This is a genomic window from Flavivirga jejuensis, assembly GCF_030540765.1.
Classification (GTDB): Bacteria; Bacteroidota; Bacteroidia; order Flavobacteriales; family Flavobacteriaceae; genus Flavivirga; species Flavivirga jejuensis.
This window is the reverse complement of record NZ_JAUOEL010000002.1, coordinates 250,895-268,977: the sequence shown is the minus strand read 5'-3', so window position 1 is coordinate 268,977 and position 18,083 is coordinate 250,895. Positions and strand designations below refer to the sequence as shown.

At 33.5% G+C, this 18,083-nt stretch carries 12 protein-coding genes; 11 read left to right on the top strand and 1 reads right to left on the bottom strand.

Translation table 11 applies throughout. From position 1 onward, the window contains the following. Positions 1–32 precede the first annotated feature (32 nt). The 11 genes from Q4Q40_RS06230 to scpA all read left to right on the top strand — a co-directional run bounded on the left by Q4Q40_RS06230 (position 33) and on the right by scpA (position 16,513). Positions 33–3,473 carry a SusC/RagA family TonB-linked outer membrane protein gene (locus tag Q4Q40_RS06230; RefSeq protein WP_303300923.1) on the top strand — a complete coding sequence of 1,147 codons (3,441 nt, stop codon included), beginning with the start codon at positions 33–35 and terminating at the stop codon, positions 3,471–3,473. A gap of 5 nt (positions 3,474–3,478) precedes the next feature. Beyond that, a complete protein-coding gene (locus tag Q4Q40_RS06225; protein WP_303300922.1) occupies positions 3,479–4,936 on the top strand; it encodes a RagB/SusD family nutrient uptake outer membrane protein in 1,458 nt (485 codons plus the stop codon). Between the two features lie 234 nt (positions 4,937–5,170). Further along, positions 5,171–6,307 carry a TlpA family protein disulfide reductase gene (locus Q4Q40_RS06220; protein ID WP_303300921.1) on the top strand — a complete coding sequence of 379 codons (1,137 nt, stop codon included), beginning with the start codon at positions 5,171–5,173 and terminating at the stop codon, positions 6,305–6,307. Positions 6,308–6,901: 594 nt separating this feature from the next. Next, positions 6,902–7,309 (top strand): methylmalonyl-CoA epimerase, encoded by a 408-nt coding sequence (gene mce, locus Q4Q40_RS06215; RefSeq protein WP_303300920.1) that lies wholly within the window; start codon positions 6,902–6,904, stop codon positions 7,307–7,309. Positions 7,310–7,349: 40 nt separating this feature from the next. Then, complete coding sequence (locus Q4Q40_RS06210; protein ID WP_303300919.1) at positions 7,350–8,909, top strand: acyl-CoA carboxylase subunit beta; 1,560 nt, start codon at positions 7,350–7,352, stop codon at positions 8,907–8,909. Further along, positions 8,909–9,271: an OadG family protein gene (locus Q4Q40_RS06205; protein ID WP_303300918.1), complete on the top strand. Its 363-nt coding sequence runs from the start codon at positions 8,909–8,911 to the stop codon at positions 9,269–9,271. Before Q4Q40_RS06210 ends, Q4Q40_RS06205 begins: the two co-directional genes overlap by 1 nt. A 22-nt stretch (positions 9,272–9,293) precedes the next feature. Further along, positions 9,294–9,719, top strand: coding sequence for a biotin/lipoyl-containing protein (locus Q4Q40_RS06200; protein ID WP_303300917.1), 426 nt, complete (start codon positions 9,294–9,296; stop codon positions 9,717–9,719). An 84-nt stretch (positions 9,720–9,803) separates the two neighbouring features. Beyond that, the gene (locus Q4Q40_RS06195; protein WP_303300916.1) at positions 9,804–11,123 is read left to right on the top strand and encodes a sodium ion-translocating decarboxylase subunit beta; all 1,320 of its coding nucleotides are present in this window, start codon (positions 9,804–9,806) and stop codon (positions 11,121–11,123) included. A gap of 42 nt (positions 11,124–11,165) precedes the next feature. Further along, a complete protein-coding gene (locus tag Q4Q40_RS06190) occupies positions 11,166–12,455 on the top strand; it encodes an acetyl-CoA hydrolase/transferase family protein (RefSeq protein WP_303300915.1) in 1,290 nt (429 codons plus the stop codon). 108 nt (positions 12,456–12,563) lie between these two features. Further along, positions 12,564–14,381: a methylmalonyl-CoA mutase family protein gene (locus tag Q4Q40_RS06185; protein WP_303300914.1), complete on the top strand. Its 1,818-nt coding sequence runs from the start codon at positions 12,564–12,566 to the stop codon at positions 14,379–14,381. Then, the gene (gene scpA, locus Q4Q40_RS06180) at positions 14,378–16,513 is read left to right on the top strand and encodes a methylmalonyl-CoA mutase (protein WP_303300913.1); all 2,136 of its coding nucleotides are present in this window, start codon (positions 14,378–14,380) and stop codon (positions 16,511–16,513) included. The genes Q4Q40_RS06185 and scpA overlap by 4 nt, the downstream gene beginning before the upstream one ends. Positions 16,514–16,688: 175 nt before the next feature. On the opposite strand, the gene meaB is transcribed toward scpA, so the two are convergent. Beyond that, complete coding sequence (gene meaB / locus Q4Q40_RS06175) at positions 16,689–17,693, bottom strand: methylmalonyl Co-A mutase-associated GTPase MeaB (protein WP_303300912.1); 1,005 nt, start codon at positions 17,691–17,693, stop codon at positions 16,689–16,691. Positions 17,694–18,083: the final 390 nt, after the last annotated feature.

The following is an 18,083-nucleotide window of genomic DNA, read 5'->3' as shown; positions in this document are numbered from 1 at the left end:
TCTTTTTGAAAAAGAAAACTCAAATTTTTATTATGAGAACAGCACTTTTATTGTTTTGTTCTACAGTCTTTAGTTTTACTTCAATAGATGTTATCTCTCAAAATGCTAAAATTGTAATTAATGAGGATAAAACTGTAACTGTCGATCAAATTTTTGACATTCTCCAAGCACAAACAGACTACACTTTTATTTATCGTTCAGATATGTTTAAGGACTTCCCAGCTGTGCATTTAAAGAAAAGTATTATAAAGGCAAACGATTTGTTATTGCATGCTATTTCTAATGATGATTATAGTTTTGAATTACTTGAAGATAATACAATTGTAGTAGAAAAAAAATCTGATGTTTCAAAAGTAATACAGGAAAAAATTACTGGACAAGTTACTGATGAAGCTGGTATACCTTTACCTGGTGTTACTATTGCAGTAAAAGGCACAAATAAAGGAGTCATTACAGATTTTGATGGCAGCTATTCTATTGCTGTTTCTAGCACTAAAACAGTGTTGGTATTTACCAGTTTAGGTTTTGAACCACAAGAAATAATGGTTGAGGGTAAAACCGTTATAAATGTGATAATGAAGGAGTCTTTGAATGAGTTAGATGAAATTATTGTAACAGGGTATCAAACAATATCTCGAGAAAGATCTACTGGTTCATACTCTACAGTAAATTCTAAGAAAATTGAAAGTAAGGTTCAAACAAATATTTTAGCAAGACTTGAAGGAGCTATTGCTGGCTTTTCATTATATAGAGGAACACCTGTTATTAGAGGAACGGCTACTCTTAATGCAAGTACACTTCCTGTAGTTGTTGTAGATGGTGCACCTTTTGAAGGAGATCTAGAATCCATTAACCCTAACGAAATTAAAAGTGTTACAGTATTAAAAGATGCTACAGCTGCTTCTATTTATGGGGTTAGATCAACAAATGGAGTTATTGTAATTACTACAAAAGGTGGGGTTGTTGGTAAACCTGTATTTAATTATGCGTCAACATTACAAGTAACTCCTCTTCCAGATCGATCGTACTCAAACTTAATGTCATCATCAGAATTTATTGATTATCAAATGTATATTTTCGATGAAGCATTGTCAGGGTCTAGACAAAACTCTAGATTGGAGGTGAATGAAGTTAATAAGTTGTTATATACAAGAGAAGATGGAGAAATTACAGAAGCTTTCTTTAATTCTGAAATAGAGAGGCTTAGAGGTTTAGATGGATATAGTCAAGTAGAAGATGAATTGTTAAATGATAGGATCACGCAGCAACACAATCTTTCATTAAGAGGAGGTTCAGAAAAGCATCAATATGCAGTATCTCTTAATTTTCAAAATACAGGGTCTTATGAGAAAGATAGATCTGTAGATAAAATTGGAATGACTATAAAAAATAATTTTCAATTAGCAGATTGGCTAGAACTAGATACAGGCGTTATAGGTAGTTATAACAGTTATGATAATAATGTAGGTGTTAGTGGTTTAACGTTAATAGGAGCTTCAAGGCTTCCTTACGAGATGCTTAAGGATGACAATGGAAACGCAGTACGATGGGAGGATTATAAAAGTTTTGAAGAAGTAGATAGACTTATTGGTGTTGGTTTACTGGATGAGTCTTACTACGCATTGAACCAATTAGATACACGTACTCAAACTTATAAAAATCCTTATGTTAACCTAAATATTGGGGCAAAAATTGATTTTACAGAATCGTTAAACCTAGAAGTAAGAGCTCAAACAGAAATAAGTAGATCTTCTCTAACAGATTATTCCTCTATAGAAAATATACAAGTTAGTAGGTTGATAAATAATGCTGCTCAAATAGATAGTAATGGAATTATTACGTATAATATTCCTGAAGGAGGGCAAGTAACTGAAACATTTGGAGAAAGTTATTCAAGTACTATAAAAGCGCAACTTAATTATGCGAAGGTGTTTAAGGACAAACATGATATAAATTTACTTTTTGGGGCAGAGAAAAGAAAAATAATTAATGGTCAAAAAGGATATAAGAGATACGGTTATGATCCTGATAATTTTTCTTATACTAATATTGATGAAGTAGGTTTAAGTTCGGGTATATTTGGAGCTCAAATACCTCCTTATGGATATTTCCGTTATGCTTCAGTGGTGCCCGAAACTTTTGAAGATGAAAATAGATATGTTTCTTTTTACGGAAATGGATCTTATATGTTTGATGATAAATTAGGAGTTAATGCTAGTATAAGAATGGATCAATCTAACTTATTTGGTACAGACCCAAAATATCAATACGTTCCACTTTGGTCTGTAGGAGCAAGTTATAGATTTAACACCGAATCATCATCTTGGCTTGATAGACTAAAAGTTAGAGCCACTTATGGTATAAATGGGAATGTAGCTAAAGATGTTGGACCATTTATTTTTACACAAGTTGGTAGTGTTAATAACTATATAACAAATGAAAAGCAAGCTTACGTACTTTCTCCTCCAAATAGATCATTAAGATGGGAAAAAACAAACACCACTAATTTTGGTATTGACTATAGTTTATTTTCAAACAAAATATCTGGTAGTATAGATGTTTATAACAAAAACACTACTGATGTGTTGGGGAATGTTAATACAGACCCTACTTTAGGTTGGGCTTCTGTTTTAAAAAACTATGCATCAATAAATAATAAGGGTATTGAGTTTCAGATAAATTCGCAAAATATAGCAAACAAAAACTTTAAATGGAATACCAATTTATTGTTTAGTTATAACAAGAATGAAATTACACACTTAGTTCATACAGGTCAAAGTGTATATAATCAGGTAATAGGTTTACAACAGCTTGTAGGTCAGCCAATGAATAGTCTTTATAGTATTAGATATGCTGGGTTAAATGATGAAGGAGCTCCAACAGCTTATAAAAAAGATGGTAGTATTGTAAATTCATTAGAAGGTTTAGAAATAGAAGATTTAGTAAATTCAGGTACGTACACACCTCCTTATCACGCTTCTTTTTCTAATAGTATAACATATAAACAATTTGATTTTTCATTCCTTATTGTTTATTATGGAGGACACGTTCAAAGAGATGTTGCTGCAGGGTTCTATCCAACATTCACAAACCCATACACATTCAATACCAATTTAGATAGAATACATGCAAATTATTGGAAACAACCTGGTGATGAAGCAAATATTTATACATCTCCTGCTCATTTATCAGGAACAGGTGATAGTGTAAGACCTTTATGGGAATATGCAGATTTACATGTTCAAAAAGCAGATTATGCCAAATTAAGAAACATCTCTTTAGCGTATAACTTACCGCAATCATTTTTAGAAGCTTCAAAGATTACCAATGCAAAACTTGTATTTGATGTACAAAACCCTTTAAGTTGGAATAATAATAGAAATAACTTAGATCCGGAAGCTTGGACTGATCAGGGTAGCAGAGGAACTGCGATTATGCCAACATATACTTTCGGGATTAATTTAAACTTTTAAAAATTATGAAACATATATATAGAATATTATTCGCATTAATAGCCATTATTACCTTTAATTCTTGTGATGATTATTTGGACATAGAACCAAAAGGATATACAATACCTGAGACATATAATGATTATGCTTTATTATTAAATGAGTCATCTCTCTCTACTATGGATGAAATGGGATACACGATTCTGCTGACAGACGACGCAGAAAAGACTACAGATCCTAATTACCCAAGTTCATCAATTTTAGCGAATCTTGATGAGAAAAACCTAAATTATTATTATTTTAACTCAGGATCAACATTCCCTGAAGGACAGAATGATGGATATTACGTACAGGCATATTCTCAGATATACACCTATAATGTTGTTGTTAACAATATAATGGATGTTACAGATGCTACTGAAGAAAAAAAATCAGCGACCAAAGCTGAAGCCATGTTTAGTAGAGCATTTAATTATTTTAAATTAGTTAATTTTTATGGTAAAGCTTACGACCCTGATACAGCTAGCACAGATTATGGAGTTCCTATTATTTTAGATGAAGACATTAATGCAGAATATGTTAGAAATTCTGTGGAAGAAGTTTATGATTTTATCATTAATGATTTAATAGAGGCTATTCCGTTATTAGAAGAATACACTCTAAACATATTTCATCCAACTCAAATGACTGGAAATTTACTATTATCTAAAGTTTATTTATTTAAAGGTGATTTTGATAATGCCCTTAAATATGCAAATCTAGCTTTAGAAGATAAAGCAGCTTCGCCTTTTGAGTTACAAGATTTAACTCAATATTATACAGTTAAGGCTGGTTGGTTTTCAAGACTTATAGATTCAAGGACAGGTGAACCAATGTTAGATCCAATAGATATTGCAGAAAATATGTACCTAAAAACGTCATTATACTACTTTAATCAAACGCTTGCATCACAAGACCTGATGGATACTTATACTGTAAATTTACCTACAGGTGCTACTGACAAACGTGAAGATTTGTATTTTGCCACAGATGAGCTTTGGACCTCAGAAACCAGAGTGTATGAATTCCCTGGGGCAACAATGTATTATGCTGTTAATCAGAGGAATTCTGGAATGATATTGTCTGAGTTATATCTTATTTTGGCTGAAGCAGAAGCTAGAGTGGGTAGTAAAGACAAGGCTATGGAATATTTAGATTACCTTAGGAATTATAGAATTGTAGGTAATGTACCATTAGTTGCAGCAACAAATGAAGAGGCATTAAAAATTGTTTTAGACGAAAGAAGAAGAGAGTTTAGTTTTAATGCCGATTTTAGATTCCAAGATCTTAAAAGATTAAACACAGAACCTGCTTTTGCTAAAACAGTAACTCATACTGTAGATGGTGTAGACTATACTTTACCTCCAAATGATCCAAGATATATTTTACCACTTCCTCATAGTGTTGTAGAATATAACCCAGATATTGATGTATACGAAAGATAAATAAAAGATATTAAAACTGAAAACTGACTATCCCCTTGGTGAACCCAAGGGGGGGAGTTAGTTTCATACCCAATCAAGTTGAACGCGGATTTTGTCTTTTGAAGCAAAACCCGAATTTTGCTATTTTACCTCACCTAGAATTTAAAAAAAGCAATTCTGATGGCTACAAAGGAACAATGTTATTGGAAACCCTAATTCGAAAGCTGAAGAATTTTTAGATTAAAAATGAACAACATGAAAAAGACAAAAACTATAACTATAGTTTTATTAACAGTATTATTGTTTTCTTGTAACCAAAGAATACCTCAATACACAATTAATGGAATTTTTAAAGACGGCATAGGAGAATTACTCATTTTAGAGGATGTTTCAGACAAATATTCAATTAAAACTATAGACTCTATGCGTGTTGATGCTAATGGGAATTTTTCATTTAGCGGGTCTTCATTTGGAGAAAAAAAAGAAATTAGATTATCCATTGCAGGAACTAGATTTAAAGACGAGATACTTATTGAGGATACCATTGTTAATGTAAATATTGTACAAAAAGTTATTACAGAAAAATATACGAAGTCTATTTTTAAAGTAGAAAGAAGTAAAGAAGATGCCTTATATGCTAAACTTAAAGCTAATTATAAAGAAAGAAGAACTATATGGGGAGGAAAAACGAACGGGCTTGTAGTAGCTAATAAAGAGAAGAAAATTAGTGATGAAGAGTTAGCAAAAGCATGTGGAATATTAGATGCCGATTTTATTACCGAGATATTAGATACCTTATCCAATTATCCAAATAATTATGCAACTGCTTTTTATATAAAAAATTATATGTTAGGCTTTGATCCGTTACCATCGGTTGAAGAGGCATTTAATAATTTGGCTGATAACATAAAGAATTCAAAAGAAGCAATACCAATAATATCAGGTATAGAAGTCATAAAAAAATCTTATGTTGGCGGTCTTCCTGATGATTTTTCCATTCCTTCATTAGATGGAGGAGAAACTAGTTTGTATCAATACAGAGGTAAAGTATTGTTGATAGATTGTTGGGCAACTTGGTGTGGCCCCTGTATTAAGGAAATGCCACATATAGGAGAAATATATAATGAATTTCATTCTAAAGGTTTAGAAGTTTTAGGAATATCTTATGATAGAGACGAAACTAAATGGCGTAATTTTTTAAAGAAAAATGAGTATGTTGTTTGGGAGCAGGCTTCATCTTTAAAAGAATGGAATTGTCCATCTGCAAAAATATTTTCAGTAAATACAATACCAGAAACTATTTTAATAGATAAAAATGGGGTAATTGCTGCCAGAGGACTTAAAGGCGATAAACTTAAAGCAAAAATTAAGGAATTACTTGTATTAGAGTAATTTAAATCACGAGAGTTTGATATAAAAGGCTATACAAAATAATAAAGAAAGGTAGTATCTCGCCAAGTGTGTAGAGTTTAGAAATATCGAGGATTGTAACCCTCGATATTTTTTTTTGATTAAATTTATAAAGTTGCATAAAAAGCATTTTTATAGTGGTAATTACTGGTTAAAGTAAAGGCATAATAAAATTATTGGCGGGACATTATTGACGCTATTGTGCAACCACTTTTTAAACCTTCCATCGTTTAAAATCGTTAATTTTTGTGTCTATTTTAACTTATTTCGCACGTATTTAATTTTAGTGCATATTGCTCCTTCTAATAGTTTTCATTTTTTTAATTCGCACACAACAATTGACCTCAATCCTGTTTTTCAACAAAAATACCGTCCTCTTTTTTTTATAGTTTTCTAATTAAGATGAATTCAATATCAGATTATTAGATAAGACGCAAATTCCATAAAACTATTTCGTTATAGTTAATAACTTAATTCATTTTTTAACAGAAATATGACTTACATCATAAATTAAAAAGCAGTCCTACTCTAATTTTAGCCCATATTCAATGAATAAAATCAAACAAATATATAGTTATGAATATTTCACATATAGAGCATCTAGGAATTGCAGTTGAGAATTTAGAAGCGTCCATAAAGTATTATGAAGACGTTTTAGGAATGACGTGTTATTCTGTAGAAGAGGTTGTTGATCAAAAAGTGAAGACAGCCTTTTTTTTAGTCGGTAATACAAAAATTGAATTGCTAGAAAGCACATCGCCAGACGGGCCTATTGGTAAATTCATTGCTAAAAAAGGACAAGGTATTCATCATATCGCATTTGCGGTAGAGAATACCAATACAGCATTAAAGTTAGCAGAAGAGCGCGGTGTAAAACTAATTGATAAAGAGGCTAGAAAAGGTGCTGAAGGATTAAATATTGGCTTCCTGCACCCAAAATCCACACTGGGTGTTCTTACAGAGCTTTGTTCAAAACAAGAATAATATTGAGTTAACAAGAGTAGATAAGCAAAAATATAAACTTATGGCAAATCAAGATAAAATAAACGAACTCATTGAAAAAAGAGCTAAAGCAAAAATGGGAGGCGGCGAAAAACGTATAGACTCTCAGCATGCAAAAGGAAAGCTAACAGCTCGAGAAAGAATAGATATTCTTTTAGATGATGACAGTTTTGAAGAGTTTGATATGTTTGTTACCCATAGAACAAAATCATTTGGCTTAGATAAGCAAGTTTACCTTTCAGATGGTGTTGTAACGGGGCATGGAACCATTGATGGTAGAATTGTGTACATTTTTGCTCAAGATTTTACGGTGTTTGGAGGATCGCTTTCAGAGACTTATGCTTTGAAAATTTGTAAAGTCATGGATATGGCAATGAAAATTGGTGTGCCAGTAATCGGACTTAACGATAGTGGAGGGGCTCGTATTCAAGAAGGCGTAAGATCACTTGCTGGGTATGCAGAGATTTTCCAAAGAAATATTATGGCATCTGGTGTTATTCCACAAATATCTTCCATTTTAGGCCCTTGCGCTGGTGGAGCTGTTTATTCGCCTGCTTTAACAGATTTTACCATTATGACCGATAAAACTAGTTACATGTTTGTAACAGGACCAAAGGTTGTAAAAGCAGTAACAGGAGAGGTTGTAACTACCGAACAATTGGGAGGAGCTACAGTGCATTCTACAAAATCTGGAGTGTCTCACTTTTTAGCAGAAAATGATGGAGAAAACTTGATACTTATTAGAAAATTATTAAGCTATTTACCTTCAAATAACCTTGAAGATCCTCCAGCATTAACAACATCAGATCCTATAGATAGATTGGATGATGTCTTAAATGATATCATTCCAGAAAATGTGAATCAACCTTACGATATTTTAGATGTTATTTCAATTATAACAGATAATGGTGAGTTTTTAGAAGTTCACAGAAATTATGCCCGAAATATTGTTGTTGGTTTTGCTCGTTTTAATGGACGTTCAGTTGGTATTGTTGCCAATCAACCAAAATTCTATGCAGGGGTTTTAGATTGTGAATCATCTAGAAAAGCAGCTAGATTTGTTCGTTTCTGCGATGGGTTTAATATTCCTATTGTCACTTTAGTAGACGTACCAGGATTTTTACCAGGAACAGGACAAGAATACGCTGGTATTATTCTTCATGGCGCAAAATTATTATTTGCCTATGGCGAAGCTACCGTGCCTAAACTAACTATTACACTTCGTAAATCTTATGGAGGGGCTCATGATGTTATGAGTTGCAAGCAATTAAGAGGAGACTTAAATTATGCATGGCCAACGGCAGAAATTGCTGTTATGGGGGCTAAAGGAGCTGTTGAAGTTTTAGAAGGTTCTAACATTCGTAAAATTGAAGATGCCAAAGAAAAATTACATTTCATTGAAGAAAAAGAAAATGAATATAACACCAAGTTTGCTAATCCATATATAGCAGCTAAGTATGGTTTTATTGATGATGTTATCGAACCAAGAAATACACGATTTAGAATTATTAGAGGCTTAGAATTATTAGCTAATAAGAAAGAGGTGAACCCACCTAAAAAACATTCAAATATTCCACTATAATGAAGCATTTACTATTATACATCGATACATTAAGCGAAGGATACATCATCCTGGTTACAGGTTTAACTGTTGTTTTTAGTGGATTACTGCTTTTAACTTTGGTTTTTAAATATGGATTACCCCTGATGCTTTATGTCTATAAAATAATTTCTAAAGGACCAGATAAAAAAGTTAAAGAAATTTCGCCAAAAGTAAATGAAGAATTTACAGGAGAAATAGCGGCAGCAATATCGGTAGCCATTCATATGTATCTAGATGTAAAGCATGATAAAGAAAATGCCATACTAACCATTAAGCAGGCTCGGAAATTATATTCCCCTTGGAGTTCTAAAATATATGGCGCATATAAAAATAGACTTTAGAATCCTATAAGAAAACAAACCCATGAAAAATTTCACATTCAAAATAAACGAAAACAATTACAGTGTTAAAATTGTTTCTCAAGAAAATAGCACCATACAGTTGGAAGTAAACGGAACTAATTATTCCGTAAAAATGAAAGAAGAAATAAAAACAAGAAAAACACCAATACTAGTTCGTAATCCCTCTAAGGCAGCACCAGTTGCTCCTGTAAAAGTAAATCCAAGTTCTTCTGCAAAATGTAAAATTTTAGCACCAATTCCTGGCGTTATTTTAACTCTTAATGTTAAAGTTGGCGATACTATTAAAGAGAACGATTTGTTATTAGTTCTTGAAGCTATGAAAATGGAGAACAGTATTGTTTCAGAAAAATCTGGAGTCGTTACAGCTGTAAATGTAACAGTTGGACAACAAGTTTTACAAGGTGAAGTCATGATAGAATTAGAATAAAATTAGACAACGTCAATCCGTGTAAAAAAAGATCTTTTTAAGGGTATAGTCTTTTGCATTTTAAAGTGACTAAAAAAGAAAAAAATGAAGAAAGTAATATTAATATTTGGAGTTCTATCACTACTTATTTTTGCTAGACCAGTTTTAGGCCTAACTTCTAATTCTGCAACAGCAACAGTGTCTACTACGATTGTAGATTCAGAAAGTGCTGCCGAAAAAAGTTTTATTTCAGAAACGATCCATGGCATACAACAATTTTATCAATATACAGGTTTCGCAAATGCAGAATCGGGAAATCTAATTATGATTTTAGTAGGTATTATTTTTATATACCTCGGAATTAAATTTGATTACGAACCTCTCTTATTAATCCCCATAGGAACTGGGGTTATTATAGGTAATATCCCATTTGTAGCAGGAAATCAAACAGGTATTTATGAAGCAGGATCGGTATTAAACTATCTTTATTTTGGTGTTGTTAAAGGTATTTACCCGCCATTAATATTTTTAGGAATTGGGGCTATGACAGATTTCTCATCGCTTATAGCAAATCCCAAATTAATGCTTCTTGGAGCAGCTGCACAAATAGGCGTATTTGCCACATTTTTAGGAGCATTGTATTTAGGCTTTAACCTTCCAGAGGCAGGTGCTATTGGTATTATTGGAGGCGCCGACGGTCCAACAGCAATATTTCTTTCATCAAAATTGGCTAATGGTGTTAATATATTAGCAGATGGCACAACCGTTAAAAATCTAATAGGTCCAATCGCCATAGCAGCATATTCATATATGGCACTAGTACCAGTAATTCAACCTCCATTAATGAAGTTATTAACATCAAAGAGGGAACGATTAATTAGAATGAAACCTCCTAGAGCAGTTTCGCAAAAGGAGAAAATGATTTTCCCCGTAGTAGCATTGTTACTAACAACCTTTATATCACCTAGTGCATTACCATTATTAGGGATGTTGTTCTTTGGGAATTTACTAAAAGAGTCGGGAAGAACAGAAAGGCTTGCAGATACAGCCCGTACAAAATTAATTGATATAGTCACCATTCTTTTAGGTGTTACGGTAGGAGCATCAACACAAGCCGATATTTTTATCACCAAAGATTCTATGATGATATTTGCTTTAGGAGCTGTATCATTTGTAATAGCAACCTGTGGCGGTTTATTGTTTGCAAAATTCATGAACCTATTTCTTAAAGGCGACGAGAAATTAAATCCGCTTATTGGAGCAGCAGGTGTTTCTGCTGTTCCCGATAGCGCCAGAGTAGTACATGCAGAAGGGCTTAAGGCAGATTCCCAAAACTATTTATTAATGCATGCTATGGCGCCCAATGTTGCTGGCGTTATTGGCTCTGCAATTGCTGCGGGTATTATACTAAGTTTTTTAAGTTAAAACTGATTATTGAAAAAAACGTACAAACTAAAATTTTTAAAAATGAAAATTCCAAATGTAATGTCAGCTGCTGAAGCTGTTAAGCTTATAAAGTCTGGCAATCGGGTATTAATTCAAGGTGGTTCAGCAACACCGCAGACATTAATTAAAGCTATGGTAGCACGTGCACCAGAGCTAAAAAAGGTTGAGATTTGCCATTTACATACAGAAGGAGCATGCGGGTATGTTGACCCAGAACTAAAAGATAGTTTCCATACGAGTGCTTTTTTTATTGGAGGAAACGTAAGGAAAATGGTAGGTAATACTGTGGACTATATTCCTGTTTTTTTAAGTGATATTCCAAGTTTATTCCGCGAGGGATATATGGATTTAGACGTGGTTTTGGTAAACGTTTCGCCACCAGACAAACACGGTTTTTGTTCGTTAGGGGTTTCAGTAGATATTGTAATTTCTGCCATTGAAAGAGGTAAAAGAGTGATTGCTCAAATCAACCCTAAAATGCCTCGTACATTTGGCGATGCATTGGTTCATTTAAATAAGTTTAGTGCTTGTGTTCTTGTTGAAGAAGACATTTATGAAATGAAATTTGTAGCACCCTCTGAAAAAGAAAAAGCCATTGGAAAAAATATTGCAGGAATTATTGAAGATGGAGCAACCCTTCAAATGGGGATTGGCGGAATTCCGAATGCTGTATTAACATTCTTAACAAACCATAAAAATTTAGGAGTTCATACAGAAATGTTTTCTGAAGGCATTGTAGATTTAGTTGAGAAAGGCATTGTAAATGGTTCGGAAAAGAAGGTGAACCCGTATAAAATTATTTCAGGTTTTGCTATGGGAACAAGACGTTTATATGATTTTATGGATGATAACCCTGAAATAGAAATGAACGATATAGCCTATGTAAATGATACGTCTATTATCCGTCAGAACCCAAAAGTAACAGCCATTAACTCTGCTATTGAGATTGACTTTACTGGTCAAGTTTGTGCAGATTCTATAGGCACTAGAATGTTCTCTGGAGTAGGAGGGCAAATGGATTTTATGAGAGGAGCGGCTTTATCAAAAGGAGGAAAACCAATTATTGCCATAACATCAACAACTTTAAAAGGCGTATCAAAAATAGTACCTGCTTTAAAGCCTGGAGCTGGTGTTGTAACAACAAGAGCACATGCTAGATTTGTAGCCACAGAATATGGCATTGCAGAATTATTTGGTAAAACATTAAAACAAAGAGCAGAAGCCTTAAGAGATGTTGCACATCCGAACCATAGAGAAGCATTAGATAAAGCTATTTTTGAACGTTTTGGGACTAATAGTGTCATGGTTTAATCGAAAAGAATTTCCCTGGATTCTGCCTTGAACCTGACCGCTGGCAAAGGCAAGGATAGTTGGTTTTCAGAAATTATTTATTTGTAAAGTTGAAAAAACATATACAGTATGAGTACTAAAAATAAAACGCTTTTTTCAGAATTTAGTCCCGTTTTAAAGGAAAAATGGTTGGAAAGAGTGCATGTTGATTTAAAAGGGGGCGATTTTGTTAAAAAGCTTGTTTGGAGGCATTTAAGTAAAATCGATATTTCACCTTTTTACAACACAGAAAATAAACTAGAGTATATTACCAATACAGGCAAAAACTCACAGGCATTTATCAACTACAGAGATATTACAGTAGAGTCTGCTGAAAATGGTAATAAACAAGCTTTAAAAGCTGTTGAAGAAGGTATTACTGGACTACTTTTTAATATTAAAGAACAGGTATTAGTGGATAAGCTTTTAAGTAATATCAATTTAGATGACGTTGCTGTATCGTTTATTTTAAATAATAATGGTGCCAGTTTTGCAAAAGATTTTTTTGAATTTGCTGAGCAGAATCTAACGAATACTAAAAACCTTAAGGGATACTTTGATTTAAGATTAATAAATCATTATGTTACTAAAGGAAACATTGACACAGATCAATTTAATATTTTAAATAACCTTGTAAAACTAGGTAAAGCGTACCCCAATTTTAAGACCATTACAATTTCAGGAACTAACTATTTAGATGCAGGTTCTAATCAAGTTCAAGAAGTAGCTTACACATTAAACTCATTGGTTTATGTTATTGAACAATGTTTATATGGAGATATTAATATAGAAACTATTTTTAATAATTTACATTTTCAATTAGCAATTGGATCCGAATATTTTATTGAAATAGCTAAGTTTAGAGCATTCAATAGCTTATTATATGAAATAGCCAAGCAATATGGCGTTTTAGGTTTTAACCATGTTTTAACAGCAAAAACATCTGTTTGGAGCAAGTCGATAACCGATGCACATACCAATTTATTAAGAGCAACTACAGAGGCTATGTCTGCCATTTTAGGTAATGTTGATGGCGTTCTAATTGATGCCTACGATAAAGAATTTAAAAAGGCATCAGATTTTTCAAGTAGAATTGCTGGAAATATTTCAACCATTTTAAAAGAAGAATCTTATTTTGGAAAAGTGTCAAACCCTGTTGACGGGTCTTATTATGTTGAAGAAATAAGTACAAAAATAGCTCAAAAAGCCTTAGAGCTTTTTAAAACGATTGAAGATAAAGGAGGCTTTTATAAAGCTTTTGAAAGTGCATGTATTCAGGAACAAATAGCAGAAATACGCCAAGAAAAAATAAAACTAATAAGCCAAAGAAGATTGCCAATGGTAGGTGTCAATAAATACCCTAACCTTATGGAAACGGTATCTTCAGAAATCTTATCATCTGGAGACCTCACAAGCTCTAAAGTATTAACCCCAAGAAGAGCGTCTTTAGAAATTGAGGCTATTAGAAAAGTAACAGAACAAATAGTAGAAAAAACGAATAAAAGGCCAATAGTAGAGCTTACCAGTTTTGGGAATTTAACCATGCGTAAAGCAAGAGCTGCTTTTTCTTATGATTTTATAGGCGTAAGTGGTTTTAAAGTATGGCAAGAACAAAGCTATAATGATGTAGAAAATGCAGCAAGAAAGAGTGCTTTGTCAGATTCAGATGTGGTGGTTATTTGTAGTTCAGATAAAGATTACGATGAAAATGCTTTAAATTTTGTACAAATATTTAGATCATTAAACACAGACAAAGTTCTTTTATTAGCGGGAAACCCAGTTAATATGTTTGAAACATTAACATTAGCAGGTTTAGATGGATGTATTCATTTAAAATCTGATGTGATACAAACCATTTCAGAAGTTCATCAAAAAATTCAAAAAAAAATTAAATCTTTAGAAGTATGAGAATGGATTTTTCAAATCTAACTGTAAGTACAGTTAGTAAACAAGAGAGAACAAAAGTCTCAGGCAATCAAGATGTTTGGAACACACCAGAAGGAATTCCTGTAAAAAAACATTTTTCAAAAGAAGATATTAAAGATGCAGAACATTTACAGTTTGCTGCAGGATTACCTCCTTATACAAGAGGACCTTATAGTACGATGTATGTTACCAGACCTTGGACAATTCGTCAATATGCAGGGTTTTCAACAGCAGAAGAATCCAATGCTTTCTATAAAAGAAATTTAGCGGCTGGACAAAAAGGACTGTCTGTAGCCTTTGATTTAGCAACACATCGTGGTTACGATTCAGATCACCCACGTGTAACCGGTGATGTTGGAAAAGCAGGAGTTGCCATAGATTCTATTTTAGATATGGAAATTTTATTTGACCAAATTCCGTTAGATAAAATGTCGGTTTCTATGACCATGAATGGTGCAGTATTGCCTATTATGGCGTTTTATATTGCAGCTGCTAAAAAACAAGGTGTTTCATTAGAGCACTTAAGCGGTACGATTCAAAATGATATTTTAAAAGAATTTATGGTGCGTAATACCTATATATACCCACCATTACCATCCATGAAGATTATAGGCGATATTTTTGAATACACCACTAAATATATGCCTAAGTTTAACTCTATTTCAATTAGTGGTTATCATATGCAAGAAGCAGGTGCTACGGCCGATATTGAGTTGGCATACACATTGGCAGATGGTTTAGAATATATTAAAACAGGCTTAGCCTCAGGATTAAAAATTGATGAATTTGCACCAAGATTATCCTTTTTCTGGGCGGTAGGGATGAATCATTTTATGGAAATTGCCAAAATGCGTGCTGCACGTATGTTGTGGGCTAAAATCATTAAACAATTTAATCCTCAAAATCCAAAATCAATGGCGTTGAGAACGCACAGTCAAACCTCTGGTTGGAGTTTGAGTGAGCAAGACCCGTTTAATAATGTGGCTAGAACCTGTGTGGAAGCTATGGCTGCAGGACTTGGTGGAACACAATCATTGCATACAAATGCTTTAGATGAAGCCATTGCTTTACCAACAGATTTTTCGGCTAGAATTGCAAGAAATACGCAAATTTATATTCAAGATGAAACGCAAATAACCAAAGCTGTAGACCCTTGGGCGGGTTCTTATTATGTGGAATACCTAACACAGGAGATTGCCAAAAAAGCCTGGGAGCTTATCGAAGAAGTTGAAGCACTAGGCGGTATGGCAAAAGCTATTGAAACTGGAGTTCCAAAAATGCGTATTGAAGAGGCCTCGGCACGTAAACAAGCACGTTTAGATTCTGGACAAGATATATTGGTTGGAGTAAACAAATACAGAACTAAAGAAAAAGCAAATATTGACATTTTGGAAGTTGATAACACAGCCGTTAGAGATTCTCAAATAGCCCGATTGAATAAAATGAAAGCAGAAAGAAACCAAGCGGTGGTAAAGGCTAATTTGGAAGCACTATCTAAATGTGCAGAAACTGGCAAAGGTAATCTGTTGGAATTGGCTGTTGAAGCTTCTGAAAATTTTGCGACTTTAGGTGAAATATCGGATGCTTTAGAAACCCATTTTGGAAGACATAGAGCAGATACTAAATTAATAAGTGGCGTGTATAGTAAAGAAGTTAAAAACGACGATATGTTTTCAAAAGCTCAAGAATTAGCAGATACTTTTGAACAAGTAGAAGGAAGAAGACCTCGTGTGATGATTGCAAAAATGGGACAAGATGGACATGATAGGGGAGCCAAAGTGGTAGCGTCCAGTTTTGCTGATTTAGGATTTGATGTTGATATGGGCGCCTTGTTTCAAACGCCAGAAGAAGTTGCAAAACAAGCCATTGAAAACGATGTTCATTTTGTAGGCGCATCCAGTTTAGCCGCAGGACATAAAACATTAATCCCGAATTTAATAGAGGCTTTGGAGAGACTTGGCAGACCAGATATTATGGTTTTTGCTGGTGGTGTTATTCCAGAGCAAGATTATGATTATTTGTTAGAAAGAAAAGTAGTTGGGATTTTTGGTCCTGGCACAGTAATTTCTGAAGCAGCAATTAATATTATGAAAAAATATTTAGAACAAGAATAATAGAGTGACTTCTCAAATTGCAAAGCCCTATATTGTATTATACAATGCAGGGTTTTTTTGTGAAATGCTTAGTCGTAGTTTTTTTATTCCTGAGAAAACAAGAATTCATTTTTAATTGAATGCGTATGGTGTTTTTATCATGGTTTCTCGCAAGTCAGGGGAGGGGAAACCATACTCAAAATGATTCTTTAAAAGCCTTAATAATATATTGTGCCGCTTTTACTGGTGATATTTTGGAGGCTATAATATCCTTTTCCAATGCTGTAAGCTTTTTATCAATATTTTCTGAATTGTAAAACAGATGTTTCAACGCCTCATTAATATTATTGTACATCCATTGTATTTGTTGCTGATTTCTATTTTTATTAAAATAACCGTTTTTATCAACCAGCTTTTTAAATTCTAAAATGGTATCCCAAACGGTGTCAATACCTATATTTTTAGTCGAAGAAGCGGTGCTTACTATAGGTGTCCAACCCGATTCCGATTGCGGAAAAATATGAAGTGCATTTTGATACTGTCTTTTGGCCATCTCACTCATGCGTATATTATTACCATCTGCTTTATTGATAACCACCATATCAGCCATTTCCATAATACCTTTTTTAATGCCTTGTAATTCATCACCAGCACCAGCCAACATAAGCAGTAAAAAGAAATCGGTCATACCATGAACCGCCGTTTCAGATTGCCCAACACCCACTGTTTCAATTAAAATCACATCATAACCAGCAGCTTCGCAAAGCAACATGGTTTCGCCCGTTTTGTTAGCAACACCACCAAGTGTATCGCCTGAGGCCGATGGTCTTATATAGGCATCTTCCATCTGTCCCAAGGCTTCCATACGTGTTTTGTCCCCTAGAATACTTCCCTTGGAGCGTTGGCTGCTAGGGTCTATCGATAAAATGGCGACTTTATATCCTTGTTTGATAAGGTGCATGCCAAAAGTCTCAATAAAGGTGCTTTTTCCAACGCCAGGAACACCTGTAATACCAATTCTAATAGATTTGCCTGAAGCGGGTAAAATGGCTTGAACTATTTCTTTTGCCAGTATTCTATCACTTTCTAAACTGCTTTCTATAATGGTTATCGCTCTAGATAAGATAACCCGCTCACCATTTAAAACACCATCAATATATGCTTGAGTGGTTAGTCTGTTTTTTGGTTTATATGCTTTCATTTTAGGATAGATAGTTAACTTTTTTTTATAGGTTAACTGCATTAACAAAGATACTCATATTGAAAAAAACGACCATAAATAACACCGTGTTTTTACCCTGTTTTTCAAAAAATAAAAGAACTGATTTTATTAGTCCATGCCTATTGTGTGGCAAGAAAACTCTATTTTGAAAAGTGGCGAATCCATGTTTTTAAAATTGGTAGTTGAACCTGCCAGCCAATGTCATTAAGCCACTTTTACCTTTGGAAATAAAAAAATATATAACTTAGTGCAAGTACTTGGAGGTAAGCCGTTATTAACATGGAGTTAGTAAAAACCCGTCATTAAGCATGGCAGCCAAATGTCTTGAGAAAATTATTGGAGATGGTTTGTTTGTCTTAAACCAATCCC